This window comes from Aquipluma nitroreducens, from assembly GCF_009689585.1.
GTDB lineage: Bacteria > Bacteroidota > Bacteroidia > Bacteroidales > Prolixibacteraceae > Aquipluma > Aquipluma nitroreducens.
In genome coordinates, this window is the sequence record NZ_AP018694.1 from 4,035,984 (window position 1) to 4,051,550 (window position 15,567).

Annotated in this window: 16 protein-coding genes; 8 read left to right on the forward strand and 8 right to left on the reverse strand. The window is 40.3% G+C overall.

Annotated elements, in window-relative coordinates:
• Window positions 1–43: 43 nt before the first annotated feature.
• The 7 genes from AQPE_RS16925 to AQPE_RS16955 all read right to left on the reverse strand — a co-directional run bounded on the left by AQPE_RS16925 (window position 44) and on the right by AQPE_RS16955 (window position 7,916).
• Window positions 44–1,348: a S28 family serine protease gene (locus AQPE_RS16925; protein WP_318347677.1), complete on the reverse strand. Its 1,305-nt coding sequence runs from the start codon at window positions 1,346–1,348 to the stop codon at window positions 44–46.
• Between the two features lie 60 nt (window positions 1,349–1,408).
• Window positions 1,409–1,936, reverse strand: coding sequence for a dihydrofolate reductase family protein (locus AQPE_RS16930; RefSeq protein ID WP_318347678.1), 528 nt, complete (start codon window positions 1,934–1,936; stop codon window positions 1,409–1,411).
• Between the two features lie 2 nt (window positions 1,937–1,938).
• A complete protein-coding gene (locus AQPE_RS16935; protein ID WP_318347679.1) occupies window positions 1,939–3,963 on the reverse strand; it encodes a thioredoxin domain-containing protein in 2,025 nt (674 codons plus the stop codon).
• Between the two features lie 76 nt (window positions 3,964–4,039).
• Entirely contained in the window at window positions 4,040–4,339 is a 300-nt protein-coding gene (locus tag AQPE_RS16940; RefSeq protein ID WP_318347680.1) for a type II toxin-antitoxin system RelE/ParE family toxin, read from the reverse strand.
• Window positions 4,321–4,557 (reverse strand): hypothetical protein, encoded by a 237-nt coding sequence (locus AQPE_RS16945; RefSeq protein WP_318347681.1) that lies wholly within the window; start codon window positions 4,555–4,557, stop codon window positions 4,321–4,323. The genes AQPE_RS16940 and AQPE_RS16945 overlap by 19 nt, the downstream gene beginning before the upstream one ends.
• A 68-nt stretch (window positions 4,558–4,625) precedes the next feature.
• On the reverse strand, window positions 4,626–5,408 hold the full coding sequence (locus AQPE_RS16950; RefSeq protein WP_318347682.1) for a PhzF family phenazine biosynthesis protein: 783 nt from the start codon (window positions 5,406–5,408) through the stop codon (window positions 4,626–4,628).
• A gap of 3 nt (window positions 5,409–5,411) precedes the next feature.
• Window positions 5,412–7,916 (reverse strand): TonB-dependent receptor, encoded by a 2,505-nt coding sequence (locus AQPE_RS16955; RefSeq protein ID WP_318347683.1) that lies wholly within the window; start codon window positions 7,914–7,916, stop codon window positions 5,412–5,414.
• Between the two features lie 126 nt (window positions 7,917–8,042).
• On the opposite strand from AQPE_RS16955, the gene AQPE_RS16960 reads away from it, so the two are divergent.
• Window positions 8,043–8,471: a hypothetical protein gene (locus tag AQPE_RS16960; RefSeq protein WP_318347684.1), complete on the forward strand. Its 429-nt coding sequence runs from the start codon at window positions 8,043–8,045 to the stop codon at window positions 8,469–8,471.
• Window positions 8,472–8,499: 28 nt separating this feature from the next.
• Entirely contained in the window at window positions 8,500–8,910 is a 411-nt protein-coding gene (locus AQPE_RS16965; RefSeq protein WP_318347685.1) for a secondary thiamine-phosphate synthase enzyme YjbQ, read from the forward strand.
• Window positions 8,911–8,979: 69 nt separating this feature from the next.
• Here AQPE_RS16965 and uvrA read toward each other — a convergent pair whose 3' ends face one another.
• Window positions 8,980–11,784 (reverse strand): excinuclease ABC subunit UvrA, encoded by a 2,805-nt coding sequence (gene uvrA / locus AQPE_RS16970; RefSeq protein ID WP_318347686.1) that lies wholly within the window; start codon window positions 11,782–11,784, stop codon window positions 8,980–8,982.
• Between the two features lie 166 nt (window positions 11,785–11,950).
• Here uvrA and AQPE_RS16975 point away from each other — a divergent pair, with 166 nt between their 5' ends.
• From AQPE_RS16975 to AQPE_RS17000, 6 genes are all read left to right on the forward strand, one after another.
• Window positions 11,951–12,544 (forward strand): sigma-70 family RNA polymerase sigma factor, encoded by a 594-nt coding sequence (locus AQPE_RS16975; protein ID WP_318347687.1) that lies wholly within the window; start codon window positions 11,951–11,953, stop codon window positions 12,542–12,544.
• Window positions 12,545–12,611: 67 nt separating this feature from the next.
• Window positions 12,612–12,836, forward strand: coding sequence for a hypothetical protein (locus AQPE_RS16980; protein ID WP_318347688.1), 225 nt, complete (start codon window positions 12,612–12,614; stop codon window positions 12,834–12,836).
• A 96-nt stretch (window positions 12,837–12,932) separates the two neighbouring features.
• On the forward strand, window positions 12,933–13,781 hold the full coding sequence (locus tag AQPE_RS16985; protein ID WP_318347689.1) for an SPFH domain-containing protein: 849 nt from the start codon (window positions 12,933–12,935) through the stop codon (window positions 13,779–13,781).
• 3 nt (window positions 13,782–13,784) lie between these two features.
• Window positions 13,785–14,324, forward strand: coding sequence for a hypothetical protein (locus AQPE_RS16990; RefSeq protein WP_318347690.1), 540 nt, complete (start codon window positions 13,785–13,787; stop codon window positions 14,322–14,324).
• Window positions 14,325–14,328: 4 nt separating this feature from the next.
• Entirely contained in the window at window positions 14,329–15,267 is a 939-nt protein-coding gene (locus tag AQPE_RS16995; RefSeq protein WP_318347691.1) for an alpha/beta hydrolase, read from the forward strand.
• 73 nt (window positions 15,268–15,340) lie between these two features.
• On the forward strand, window positions 15,341–15,529 hold the full coding sequence (locus AQPE_RS17000) for a DNA-binding protein (protein ID WP_318347692.1): 189 nt from the start codon (window positions 15,341–15,343) through the stop codon (window positions 15,527–15,529).
• Window positions 15,530–15,567 lie beyond the last annotated feature (38 nt).

Genomic DNA, 15,567 nt, shown 5'->3' on the forward strand with positions numbered 1-15,567 from the left:
TCTCCTGTAGGTTTCGGGATTTTCTTTTCTGATCAGAATTTGATTATTTTCGGTTCAATACATCCATTTTACTGTCTAGTCCTGTCCATTCTTTAATCTTTCCAGCAAATTCTGTTTTCATATTTTCGGGTAAATTCTTGATTCGGGCAACGCCATGGCTTGCTCCCGGAATCAGGAACGATTTGGAATTGACCTTGTCGGAAACCTGCACGCGGGCGGCAGACCATGCATCGATTCCTCCGTAAATGTAAAGGATGTTGTTGCCTTTTTCGGCCAACCATTTTTGCAGGCCTGCGTGAAATGAACCGTCGGTCGGTTTGGCGTTGGCTTCTTTAGGAGGAAAAGTAGCCGTTGGATTTGAAGTAAAATGCCTGATGTATTTTTTGAAAGGAGCAATGTTATAACCGTAATATCCGGTTTCAGAAGCAGCCAGATAATAATGTGGTCCAAACATTTTAAGATCGGAATCCGAAAAATTGGAGATGCTTGATGTTTCCATCAATTCGTCAAGATAATCGTCGAGCTTTTTATTGGTCGGTATGCTGTCGGCCGACCGTCCCCATTGCCAGAAAGCAAAAGGATATTCCATTACAGCATATTCAAAAACTTTTCCGAAGTCACCCACGTAATTGAAAGTCATTTTGGCGCCTTTGGCATACCATCGCAGCTTTTTTATTGCTTCATCTTCGTTCATCAGCAAAAGCTTCTGGAAATCGAATAAACGTTGGCGGATTTGTGGCGTTCCGATGGTATCCATGAATGTGTAAAGCCGGGTATCTTCAAAAGCATTGTCGATAGGAGCCACATACGGAATGGCCATGTCAACATCGTCAGGATAGAGGTATTTGTAATAAATGGTTGTTTGCCCACCTTTGCTGATGCCGGTACTGATCCATTTGCCTTTGTAAATTTGCCTGAGCAATTGGTTTATGTTATGAAGATCGGAAGCAGCCTGTGTATTGGTGAGGTATTGCCATTGCAGCGAATCGGGACCCGATTTGCCAAAGAAACGGAATTCGACACTGATATTGTTGGCATTGAGAATTTGTTCGACCTCATTTTTGCTCCGCGCCATAAAGTATCCGTTGGTTTCAATAACTGTTGGTAAATCAAAGCCACGGTGTCGCAGTTGCACCCATTGATAAAACGAACCTTTCGCCGGATTCTGATGGTCGATGGGTTGTTTTACCATCAAATCATAGGTCAGGTAAGGATCTCCGGGTTTTGTTGCTTCGGTAAACGAAACGTTGGGAAGATTGAATAATTCGCGTTCGAGTTGTAGTTTGTCGGTCTGGGCGTTTGTTGTTAATGTTAATGCACAGATGATGATAAAAAGAAGTTGTTTCATGTGTTTTGCTGTCGATTTGATTTTGACTGCAAAATACGGATTGTGAAAGTATTTATCAATTTAATGACACAGATAATGCAATTGAACCAAGCCTTTTTCAAATGCCTTGGAACTGATCAAATGCAGCTTTTGTTCCTGTAAATTGTTTCCGAAAAGTTTAATTCCGTCGCCAAGCAGAACCGGAATGATAGAAATAATCAGTTCGTCGAACAATTCATTCTGTAGAAACAGCGAAACGGTTTCGGCTCCACCATCACAAAAGATATTTTTGCCATTCCTGCTTTTCAGAGTGGTTATCAATTCATTTAAATCTCCGGAATAGAATTTCTTTTTTCCTGAATCAGGTCGGGGAGTGCGAGTCAGAACATAAATATCGCGTTCTCCATAATTCCACTCAGGAACCATTGACGAGACTTTGTCATATGTTTTTCGGCCAAGAATTACAGTATCGATGCCTTCCATAAAAGCGGTGTAGCCATAGTCTTCACCTTCTTTCTCAACCATCGATAAAAAACTGATGTCGCCATCGGGTTTGGCAATAAAACCATCAAGGCTCATGGCAATGTAAAGAATGATTTTTCGGTTCATAGTTAATTTGAAATTAGTAGGAGTGCTTCTTTTATTGTTTCGACCGGCAGCTGGCAACTGTTATTCTGGCAGATGTAAATCAAGGTTTTTCCTGAAACATGTCTTCCTTTTAGCAATGGCAAATCGTTTTCAGCAGTTCCGGCGCAAAAAATAACATGGGGTAAATAGTTTTTCTGAAATTCGTTCAACAGGCTGATTGCATTCTCTCCAATGATGGCCACTTCGAAATGATTGCCTGTTAAATCAAGCATCAACTGCGACCAGTTGCTGTAACCCGATGGATAATCGGCCATATTTCCACTAACGGTACTGAACATTTTTTGTGCTGTTTCCAGATAGTCAGGCCGGTCGAGCAGGTACGAAAGCCGAAAGAGGTTTTTGGCCATCACCGAGTTCGACGAAGGAATCACATTATCGTGAACTTCGATGGTTCGGGTAATCAAATCCTGCTGTTGACTGGCAGTAAAATAGAAAATTGATTTTTGCTCGTCGTAAAACTCCTGAAATGTAATTTTCGTCAGTTGTTGAGCCAAATTCAGCCAATCTTTTTGTCCGGTAGCTTCAAAAATCGTGGTAAAGGCTTCGATCACAAAAGCATAGTCATCCAGAAATCCGGAGATTTTGGCCTGATTGTTTTTGTACGAATGCAGCAAATGCCTATTTGCATCAAATAGTTTTTGCTTCAGAAAGTTGGCATTTGCAAGTGCAAGCTCAAGATATTCCGGATTGCCAAAAGCCTTGTAGCAACTGATTAATCCGTTAATGGTCATGGCATTCCACGAAGTCAGGATTTTATCATCGAGCCCGGGACGGATTCGCTTTTCGCGCTCTTTCAGTAAAAGCGATTTCCAATTCTGAACCTTTTTTTCAATATTTTCAATTGACAATTGATGCTTTTTTGCAAACGAATCGTTGTCTTCCGTTCGCATCAAAATGTATTGGTTGTGCTCCCAAAAGCCTAGTGAATTGACGTTGAAATATTCACTGAACAATTCAAAATCGGCACCCAAAAGTTGTATTAGTTCTGGTTTTGTCCAGGTATAGAATTTCCCTTCTTCGCCTTCGCTGTCGGCATCGAGCGCCGAATAGAACCCATTTTCAGGCGATAGCAATTCCCGTTTCAGGAATTCAATAGTTTCTGAAACCACCTGCTGATACAAAGGATTGGGATCGGTTTGGTAAGCTTCAGCATAAAGGTGCAAAAGCTGGGCATTGTCGTAAAGCATTTTTTCGAAGTGCGGAACTTTCCAGATCTCATCGGTCGAATAGCGTGCAAAACCACCGCCAACCTGATCGTAAAGTCCGCCGAAAGACATTTTCTGCAAAGTCAGCTCAACTTGCTTGTGTATGGCTTCATCCAGAAGTTGTTGCCCTGCGCGCAACAGGAATTGCCAGTTGTTCGGAATCATAAACTTGGGTGCGCCTTTTGTTCCGCCATTTCTGGTATCAAAATAACTTTGCCATTTTTTCAAAAGCGACGGTAAAAGCAGCGGATCAATGCCGGCATTTTCTCCTGAAATCGGAATCAACGAATTTTGTTCGATTCCATCTTGCAGTTTTATGGCGTATTCCAGTGTTTCCTTCGGATTTTCGATATAAAATTTGAAAACAGCTTTCAACGCTTGTATCCAATTCTCTTTCTGAAAGTATGTTCCACCCCAGATGGGCCGTCCGTCGGACAAAGCAATGCAGTTGAGCGGCCATCCTCCACGCCCGGTTAAAAGCTGAACGGCAGTCATGTAAATGTGATCAACATCGGGACGTTCCTCGCGATCCACCTTGATGCAGATAAAATGATCGTTCATGATTTTTGCCACTTCCGTATCTTCGAACGATTCATGTTCCATTACGTGGCACCAGTGACAGGCCGAATAGCCAATGCTGATGAGTAAAAGTTTGTTTTCAGCTTTAGCCTGGGTCAGTGCTTTTTCGCCCCAAGGCTGCCAGTTCACAGGATTGTGTGCGTGTTGCAGCAAATACGGCGATGTTTCGTGGATCAGTTCGTTGGTATATTTCTGATTTTTCATGTTCCCTATTCTGAATTGAAATAGGGAAACAAGTGGGTAGGGGAGAAAGTTTTTAGAATAAATTGAGAAGCAATTGCTAAACGATCTTCAGACCTTCAGGATTTTGGCGGCAATCCCAAATGGAGTGGATAATGATATTGGTTGAGTCTACCTCATAGAAAATGATGAAATTATCATAGATCAATCCGCGAACAGATTCAATTTCTGATTTAATGCCAATTTCGGGTTGTCTTTGTATTTGGGCTAATTGCTTTTTAATTGCAGCGTTCAATTTCAGCGAATAGACTTTACTCTGATTTCGTTCAGAATAGAATTCGAGAATTTGAAAAAGCTTGATTTGTGCTCGATGAGACCAGATTATTTTTCGGTTGCCCATCTTTTTACCGATTTGTCAATTTCGGATTGCTCAATAAAATGTCCTTCTTTGATTTCTCGTTTTGATTGATTAATCTCATTCTTTTGTTCAGAAGTCAATACCAGTATCTTTTCGGATGATTTGGATTCAAGAAGAGACTTGATCTCATTTAAAAATGAGGTGTCATCTATCTCTTTTATTCGGCTAATTAGCAATTTTTTCAATTCGAACGTAGTCATAACTAAACTTATTCAATTGTGTAAATGTACGAATTTGTCGATGAAAAAGTTGTCAATTGATTTTAGTTTTAAACCTCAATCTCGCCTCTCAAATAGGTCACCGCTTTCCCGGCAATCAAAACCCGGTCGCCCGAAAGCGTGCACCAAAGTTGTCCTCCGCGCCGAGAAACCTGGAGGGCAGTCATTTCTGTTTTATTCAGTCGTTTCGACCAAAATGGGATGAGGGTGGTATGTGCCGATCCTGTGACCGGATCTTCGTTTACACCAACTGATGGGGCAAAAAAGCGACTGACAAAATCAACTTCGGTTCCCTTTGCCGTAACCATGATTCCGCGGGCATTGGTTGACAGTAATAAAGAAATGTCAGGCTGAAAGTTTCGAATTGTTTCTTCCGAATCAAACAGCAATAAGTAATCGGTTCTTCCTTTTAACGTTGCCAGGGGATGAGCCCCAAAAGCTTCTGAAAAAGCTGGAACTGCATCCACAACATTGGCAAAATCAGCCGGAAAGTCTAGTTGCAGTTTATCTTTCACTCTTTTGACAGTCAGGACGCCACTTTTGCTGTTAAATTCGATTTGCTCACCCTGAAAATTTAGTTCGTTGAATAAAGTATGTGCTGTTGCCAAAGTTGCATGGCCGCAAAGCCTGACTTCTGCCTTTGGCGTAAACCACCGAATATGGTAATGTTTGCCTTCAGGAATAAAAAAAGCTGTTTCTGAAAGGTTGTTTTCAGCGGCAATTTGCTGCATTGTTTCATCAGAAAGCCATTCGTTCAGTGGAACAACTGCAGCCGGATTTCCTTTGAAAAGGCTGGCAGCAAAAGCATCGGCCTGAAATATCTGAATCCTCATTGTTTAAAATTTTACAGTCAGTTTTAAATTCAATTTCCGTTTGGTCAGGTAGTTTGGTACGCCAAACATATCGCCCGAGTTATTGGCAACCCATAAATACGAAATCGTATTGTTGATCCCCAACAGATTGAAGACTTCCATGCTTAACCACATGTCTCTGATTGAGTCAAGTGCTTTGTACCTATATTTTTTATGATCCTGGTTAATCAACACTTTCGAAAAACCAAGGTCGATACGCCGATAGGGAGGAATGCGGAAAGTATCCATATATCGTTGCGAATTTGAAGGCCCGGTTGGAAGCCGAGAGCCATAAAAAGCTGTCAGGTGCATCTTCCATGTTGGATTTCCCGGGAAATAATCCTGAAAGAAAACACTGAAATTAAATCGTTGATCGGTTGGTCGGGGAATGTATCCCGGATGCTGAATCTGACTGGATGCGCGAACCTGGTCGGCTGTTACTCCAGGAATAATCAATTCGCCAGCCTGATTGTAATATTTATAATAGAAATCGCCAATAATATCTTCTTCCGTTTTCATTACCGATAAACTGGCCCATGACTCAACTCCACTCACAAATTCACCATTTACCTTCATGTCAAGTCCGGTGGCATAACCTTTTGCCTTTTGATTGGGCAAATATCGGATTCGCACATTATCAATCTGATAAGGCGTAATGTTCGACATGAATTTGTAATACATTTCTGAAGTAAATTTAAAAGGACGATCCCAGGCTCTGAAAATATAATCGGTTCCCAGAACCACCTGCGCCGATCGTTGTGCTTTGGTATCCGGATAAATAATTCCATTCCGGTCTTTTAGTTCCTTGTAAAATGCTGGCTGATCATAAATTCCTCCTGAAAGATGAAACACGAAATTTGAATTCCATTCTGGATAATAGCGCAAAGTAGCGCGCGGACTAAGCAAAAACTCTTTGGAATATGACCAATATTGAGAACGAATTCCGGCGGTGGCGTACAATGATCCTTTCCCAATTGGTATCTGGTAGGTATCCTGAATGAAGGCCGTTGCTCGGGTTGAATTCATATTGTACTTCATATTGGTTGAACTGTACAATTCAAGCTTATCGCTGTGATAGGGAATTGCATAGCCGGTTGAATCTCGCAGAACCCATTCATTCATCCGGTCGTCAATTTTTTCAATCTGTGCCTTGATGCCCCAGTTTAATAAGTGGTGTTCCGAATTATATGCGCCTTTGTGTTCCAGGCTGTAAACGCTTACATCCAGGTAATTTCGTGCATGGTTCAGAAATTCACCAACGCCAATGTTAAGAGCACTGTCTGCGGCTCCTGTTTGAGTGTTCTGCTCCAGTTCATTCAGGTAATAGGATCCATCAATATCGTAGGTCTCAGCTTCTTTCGATTGAAAGGCCGAAGCAATTATTTTTAGGTTTAATTTTTCACTGGGATGGTAATTCGCAACCAGAGCACCAGTAGTTGTTACAAACTGATCGGCTTCCTGACCTTCAAAATAAATCTTTGCTCCGTATTGCTGACTAATTGTTCCAAAGCTGGTTTCCCGGCTTTGAGGCATGAAATTGTACTGGTTTTTAGCCAGATTTCCCAGAAATGAAACATCGAAAGATTTGTTGAATTTGTAGGTCAGGTAGGTTTGAAAATCGATGAAGTTCGGATTGTATTCGCCTTTTTCGTCAAGCGAGCCAAGTAAATATCTGTTGGTCTTATAGCGAACACCGGTAATGTGTGAGAATTTGCCGTTTTTGCTCAAATCTTCGACTTGCAGCGAACCTCCCAGAAAACTGGCAGAAACGGATGCTGCAAACTCGGTTGGCTTGCGGTATTTGATGTCGAGAACCGATGCCATTTTATCGCCATATTTGGCATCGAACCCACCTGCAGAGAATTCGATTGACGAAACCATATCGGAATTAATGGAGCTCATTCCTTCCTGTTGTCCTGAGCGGGTTAGTAACGGACGGTACACTTCAATGTCGTTGACATAGACCAGATTCTCATCGAAGTTTCCACCACGTACTGAATATTGCGAACTCAATTCATTGTTGGTTGATACACCTGGCAAGGTTTTAATCAATGCTTCAACGCCACCGGTTCCGGCATCGGTCATGTTGGTCATGTATTTTGCGTCAATCCGGTTCATATTCGTTTTAGTCCGGCGATTTTGGGTGACCTGCACTTCTTCAATTTCCTGATCAATTTGTTTCAGCGAGACATTTAGCTCAAGTTTCTGCTCTTCCGAAGCTTTGATGCTTTTTTCACCCGATTGGTAACCAACCATTGAATACACAATGATTACGATTTTTTTCGCCGGAATTCGCAAAAGGTAAACTCCATCACGATTTGAAACAGTTCCAATCGATGAGTTTTTCAATGAAATGTTGGCTAATTCAAGAGGCTTCCCGTTCCCATCGGTAACTTTGCCAATTAAGGTAGCGTTGTTGCTTTGAGCATGTAAGCTCGCGGCGTTCAGAGACAGTAAGATGATTAATAACAGTAGTTGAATTGACCTCATACGAGCAAAAATAATACTTCCGGAATAATAAACTGTTTAGTATACCGTAAATTGTTTAATTCAGTTTATTTTTGTTAAGCTTCATCGATTTTTCAGAGGAGGCAATTCTATAAATCTTAAATTGATATGGCATCTCGTGATTATCTTATCCGTCAGTTTGAAGAAATGGGAATTTTCCTTTCTATTTTGTTTCGCCGTCTTTTGAAGATGAAAGAAGAAAATCAGCAGGAACAAATGGCATCGGCTGTTCGTGAAGAGCTTATTCAGGAATTGAAGCTAGATATCGATCAAGTGATTATGCTTGAGAATGAAGAATTTTTGTCGCTGATTAAAACGTATTTTACATCAATTGATCAATTGGATAAACTGGCTGATATTCTGAAAGTTCTTGGACAAGATGCCAGTCAATTCTTTTCCTTGACAAAAGCAAATTATCTCCTGAAATCATTGTTTTTGTTTACCCATCTTCAGGAAACAAGTTCGGCGTTTTCGTATGAGCGACGGGCCAAAATTCTGGAACTCCAGAAAACGATTCTTGAAAAGGGTCTTGCATGAATTTTAAATATTTCTTACTATTGACATAATGACAGAACAGCTCGAAATAACACTACCAACCTTCAAGCGCGGTTACCATCTGATTACCGATTTGATTGAACGGCAATTGCCCAAACTTCCGGAGAAAGGGCTGGTAAATATTTTGATCCAGCATACTTCAGCCGGTATCAGCCTGAATGAAAATGCAGATCCTACAGTGCGATATGATTTCGAAGCCTTTATGAATAAGCTGGTTCCGGAGAATGATCCGGGTTTTACACATATTTTGGAAGGTTCGGACGATCAACCTGCCCACCTGAAATCCTCATTAATTGGAGCTAGTCTGACCATTCCAATTACAAATCACCAGTTAAATTTGGGAACATGGCAAGGAATTTATTTGTGCGAGTTCCGAAATTTTGGTGGCCGACGCACATTGGTAGTCACAATCATCTCATAGAAAAGAGTCAATAGTCATCAGTAAACCCTTTTTTTAATGACTATTTGACTCTTTCCGAATGACATGTTCTCAGAGTTTGTCTTTTAATGCTGCGCCGGTATACGATTCCTGAACTTTTACCAGATCTTCAGGAGTTCCCTGAAATAAAATATTTCCGCCATCTTTCCCGCCTTCCGGACCAATGTCGATCACCCAGTCTGCACATTTGATCACATCCAGGTTGTGCTCAATGATAATGATGCTGTGGCCTCGCGCAATGAGTGCATTAAACGAGTTGAGCAATTTGCGGATGTCGTGGAAATGGAGGCCGGTGGTTGGTTCATCGAAAATAAACAACGACGGACTTCCTTTTTCTTTGGCCAGAAAAGAAGCCAATTTGATACGCTGACTTTCACCACCAGACAAAGTACTCGATGATTGTCCGAGTTTAACGTAGCCCAAACCTACGTCTTGCAAAGGTTTCAGAAGCTTTGCAATTTTTTTTGATGAGGTTGATTTGTGATTTCCAAAGAAATCGATGGCTTCATCAACCGTCAGATCCAGAATGTCGAAGATGTTTTTCCCTTCAAATGTAATTTCCAGAATTTCGTCTTTAAATCGCTTTCCTTTACAGCTTTCGCACTCCAAATGAATGTCGGCCATAAACTGCATTTCAACCGTAATTTCGCCTTCACCCTGGCATTCTTCGCATCGTCCACCTTCAATATTGAATGAAAAATGCGACGGTTTAAAACCATTGTATTTCGAGCTTTGTAGCTCCGAATATAATTTTCGAATCTCGTCGTAAACTTTCAGGTAAGTTGCCGGATTCGATCTCGATGATTTCCCGATTGGATTCTGATCGACAAATTCAACTGAAGTAATTAGGTTGAAATCGCCCCTAATAATGTCGTGTTGTCCGGTTTTTTCACTGAATCCGCCGAATATTTTGGCCATTGCCGGATATAAAACCTTGGTAACGAGCGATGATTTGCCGGAGCCACTCACGCCGGTTACCACACAAATGGTATTCAGCGGAAATTTGACATTTATATTTTTTAGATTGTTTTCACGTGCGCCGGTAATTTCGATGTAGTTACTCCATTTGCGACGTGTTTTTGGTACGTCAATTTTTTCTTTCCCGGTGAGGTACTTGGCAGTCATGCTTTCCGAATTTGCCTCCAGTTGGTCATGCGTTCCCTGAAAAACAACTTCGCCGCCTAGCCTTCCTGCCAACGGACCAATATCTATAATTTCATCGGCTTCGCGGATAATTTCTTCGTCGTGTTCAACAACAATAACCGTATTTCCTAGTTTTTGCAGTTTCCTCAAAACACGAATGAGTCGTTGAGTGTCTCTGGAATGAAGCCCAATGCTGGGTTCATCCAGAATGTACATCGATCCAACTAAACTACTTCCCAACGAAGTTGCCAGATTTATGCGTTGAGATTCGCCGCCTGATAATGTTGCAGAAAGCCGGTTCAGGGTTAAATAGCCCAAACCAACATCGGTCAAAAAATCAAGTCGGTTGTTTATTTCGGTCAGAATTCGTTCTGCAATTTTTGTTTCGTGTTCTGAGAGTTTCAGGTTTAAAAAGAATTTTTGCAGTTCATCAATGGGTAACAACACCAAATCCTGAACTGATTTTTCGCCGACCTTTACATACATGGCCTCCTTTTTAAGGCGAGTGCCCAAACAATCGGGGCAGTTGGTCTTTCCACGGTAACGCGAAAGCATGACCCGATACTGAATTTTATACGTGTTTTCTTCAAGCATTTTGAAGAACTGGTTCAATCCCTGAAAGTGCTTGTTGCCCGTCCATAAAAGGTGTTTTTGCTCTTCGGTCAGTTCGTAATAGGGTTTGTGTATGGGGAAATTAAATTTATCGGCAGCGTAAACCAGTGCATCTTTCCATTCGCCCATTTTTTCGCCTTTCCAGCATGCAACCGCATCCTGATAAACTGATAGGGATTTATTTGGAATAACCAGGTCTTCATCAATCCCGATTACTTTTCCGTAACCTTCGCAGGTTTTACAAGCGCCAATCGGGTTGTTAAAACTGAACATGTGAACCGTAGGTTCTTCGAATTCGATGCCGTCGGCCTCAAAGAGATTTGAAAAATGCTCTTCCGTAACAATTTCCCCGTCGTAAATTTTAATGATGCATTCGCCATGACCTTCAAAAAAAGCAGTCTGTACCGAATCAGCAATCCGGCTCAAGTTGTCTTCGTCGTTTAATACAGTGGCACGGTCGATCACAATGTTGCAGGTAGAGTCTTTGCATTCTTGCTGATTATTTTCTTTCAGAATTTCATCGATTTTCTGAACTTCTCCGCTTATTTCAAGTCGTGAAAAACCTTGCTGTAACAACAATTCAGCTTCCTGAAGCAATGTTCGTCCATTTTTGAATTTTAGTGGCGAGCATACCATAAAACGGGTATTTTCAGGAAACGATTGAATGTAATTAATTACGTCGCTTACGTGGTGTTGTTTGACTTCTTTACCCGAAATAGGAGAGATGGTTTTTCCGATTCGGGCGAATAATAATTTCAGGTAATCGTAAATCTCGGTGGACGTGCCAACAGTAGAACGTGGATTGCGCGTGTTCACTTTTTGCTCGATGGCAATTGCTGGCGGAATCCCTTTAATATAATCAACTTCAGGCTTATTAATGCGCCCAAGAAACTGGCGTGCATAGGATGATAAACTTTCAACATACCTTCGCTGACCTTCAGCGTAAAGCGTATCAAAAGCCAGTGATGACTTGCCTGATCCTGATAATCCGCTGATTACAATAAATTTATTTCGATCTATTTTTAAATCAATATTTTTGAGATTGTGAACCCTGGCGCCTTTAATTTGAATATATGATGAATAATTAGAAGGAAAACTCATTCGTTATGTTATTATAAGTACAAAATAATTTGGTTTATTCGAAAAATTGATCGACTTTTACCAGCACAAAATTAGTAAATAGTTTAACTCACATTCAAAAAAGCTTGCCTATCGACAGAACTGTACTCTTTAATTATTGAAAACAGTCACATAATAATTCAGAGTCATGTTCAGAACAGAAGATCTGAGCGACAATTCGCTCGTGAAACAATTTGTCGATGGCGATCAGGCAGCTATTGAACTATTAATTGCCCGCCATAAAAAGAGAGTTTTTACCTACATCGTTTTAATTGTAAAAAATCATCATCTAGCTGAAGACATCTTTCAGGATACTTTTATTAAAGTTATCCGATCGTTGAAATCCGGAAAATATACCGAAAACGGTAAATTTATTTCCTGGGTGCTTCGCATTTCACACAACCTGATCATCGATCATTTCAGGAAAGAGAAATTACTAAGCACAACTTCGAATGATGATACGAATATTGATCTTTTTAATTCTCAGAAGTATTCGGAAGAGAATATAGAAGATAAGTTGGTTTACGATCAGATTACCAGTGATGTACGCCTTCTGATTGAAGAATTGCCCGACGATCAGCGCGAGGTGATCATGATGAGGCACTATCAGGGATTAAGTTTTAAGGAAATATCAGATTTGACTGATGTTAGTATCAACACCGCTTTGGGACGGATGCGTTATGCGTTGATCAATCTCCGGAAGTTGATTGAGAAAAAAAATCTAAGCCTTACAAAAATTTAAGAAATAGATAACAATATTACTTCTAAGGTTGCGTTATTTCTTCATAACTAAAATTTAACGTTAGCCTATGAGTAAATTCTCTACCTTGAATTATTTGATCAATTCATATTACGCCGGTAAAAAGGAAGTTGAAATCTTTCATCTTAATGATTCTGTTGAATCTGATGATGATTTTAACCTGAGCGGATTCGAACCTTCGCAAAGTAGTATTGATGCAATTTTAAACTTTGCATCGCAACTGGAAGTGTTAAGATCAGGAAATATTGGAAATATTGAATTGAATCTGAATTGAATCTGAAAAAGTATTTAAAAGCATCTTGACAAAGGTGCTTTTTTTATTTACATTTGTGATATCATATTAATATCATTATAATTTAAATCTGATAGTATGGAAAAGTCATTTACTGCTCGTTCTGGTTATTTGGTCTTAGCGATTGAAGCTTTACTTCTTGTGTTGGCAGTTGTTTCGATTGTCAATTCAGTAATTGTCGTTGGAGTTTTACTGATTGTCTTTTTTCTTTTCATTGCTCCGGGTTTTATGGCCGTCGATCCAAATCAATGCTATGTGTTGATTCTTTTTGGGGAATACAAGGGAACTCTGAAGGATAATGGATTTTTCTGGGTAAACCCATTCTTCGCGAAAAAAAAATTTTCACTTCGTGCCCGGAATTTTAACAGCGAACCCATTAAGGTCAACGACAAATTGGGTAATCCGATTATGATTGGGTTAGTTCTGGTCTGGAAAGTAGAAGAAACATACCGCGCAGCGTTTGGTGTTGATGAGTACGAACATTTTGTGGTGGTTCAAAGCGAAGCTGCTTTGCGAAAATTGGCTGGCTTATATCCTTACGATAACATCGAAGACGATCATGCCAAGATTACTTTGCGTGATGGGGGAGAGGAAGTGAATCATGAATTGGAAAATGAAATTCGCGAACGGTTAGATATTGCAGGAATCCATGTGATTGAGGCTCGTATTAATTACATCGCTTATGCGCAGGAAATTGCACAGGCTATGCTGAAACGCCAACAAGCTACCGCCATTGTTGCTGCCAGGTTTAAAATTGTGGAAGGCGCCGTCAGCATGGTCGAAATGGCTTTGGATGAATTGAGCAAACGCGAAATTGTAACCTTGGATGAGGATAAAAAAGCAACTATGGTAAGCAATCTTTTGGTTGTTTTATGCGGTGACAAGGAAGCGACTCCTGTTGTAAATACTGGTACGCTTTATCAATAAGCGATGAACAAAATTTTATTTAAAGAAGAGCAGCAATTTAGGCAGTGGTGGTGGATTGTTCTGATTTTGGGCGCAACAATTCCTGCTATGGTAATGTGTATATATGCACTATACCAACAAACTGTTCGAGGCATTCAGGTTGGCGATAGTCCTGCACCCAATAGCGTGCTGATTATCGTATTTGTCTTTCTATGCGTAATGCTTTGGGGATATTACAAACTTAAGCTTGAGGTCTGGATTGATCAGGATGGAATTCATTACCGGTTTTTCCCCTTGATTTTCAGGAATAAACTTATTGCTAAAGAGGAAATTCAACGGTACGAAATTCGCAAATACAGTCCAATCATTGATTATGGAGGTTGGGGTGTTCGTCGTGGTTTTGGTCGAAAATGGCAACGAGCATACAATGTGAGTGGAAATATTGGGTTGCAGTTGTACCTGACCAATGGGAAGAAAATTCTGTTTGGAACTCAACGGTCGCAGGCAATTCTATATGCTATGGACGAAATGATGAAATTAAAATCAGAAACCAGAAAATACTAGAATCATGAAAATGCACATCTTTGCTTTTCTGCTTGGAGTGCTAGCTACAACTTTGGCACTTGGTCAGACTGAATTGAATATTACTTTGAAAACCAAAACTGGCAATATTGAAGGGACATTAATGTATCCATCCGCACCAATACCAGTTCCTGTTGCTTTGATTATTGCTGGTTCAGGTCCAACTGACCGGAATGGCAACAATCCAATGATGACCAATAATTCTCTTAAAATGTTGGCTACAGATTTAGCAAGTATTGGAATTGCTTCATTAAGATATGATAAGCGTGGAATTTCCCAAAGTAAGAGTGCCGGGTTGCAGGAGGCTGAACTGAAGTTCGAAATATATATTAATGATGCTGTTGAATGGATTAATCTTCTGAAAGATGATAAAAGTTTTAATCAATTGGTCGTAATTGGACACAGTGAAGGGTCGCTAATTGGAATGATTGCCTCACAGAATTCAAAAGTTGATAAGTTTATTTCGATTGCTGGCGCTGGACAGACAGCTGATAACCTGATCAGGGAACAGTTGAAAGCACAACCACCAATGGTCATGGAACAATCGGCTCCAATCTTGAACGAACTTGTTAAAGGGAATACAGTTGAATATGTTCCACCATTCTTAAATTCATTGTTCCGTACCAGTGTTCAGCCCTACCTGATTTCCTGGTTTAAATATGATCCGCAAAAAGAAGTAGCAAAATTGGAAAAGCCTGTTTTGATTATTCAAGGGACTACTGATATTCAGGTAAATGTTGAGGATGCCAATCGACTTCATGCTGCAAAACCAGATTCAAAATTGGCACTTATTGATGGCATGAACCATATTTTTAAAAATGCAGATGCCAATCCTTTGACGAATATGATGACCTACAGACAGCCAGATCTTCCTCTGAATGGCGAATTGGTGAAAGTTATTGGTGAATTTATTTTAACCAAATAGAAAAGAAAATAGAATATCCGGAATATGAATTGTTCATATCTATTTTGAATGAGTAAAATGTGGAGGTAAGGAAATGGCTAAGAAAAAATCATTTGTTCTTCGGATTGATCCTGACGTGTATGATGCTATCGAAAAGTGGGCAGCGCAGGAATTTCGCAGTGCAAACGGACAAATAGAATGGATTATCAATAAAGCACTTCGTGATGCCCGGAGAACTGTTGAAAAGACCGTTAAGGAGGAAACTGAAGATGATTCGGAATGATTTTATAAATACGGTCTCTATCTGTTTAAATTTACTTT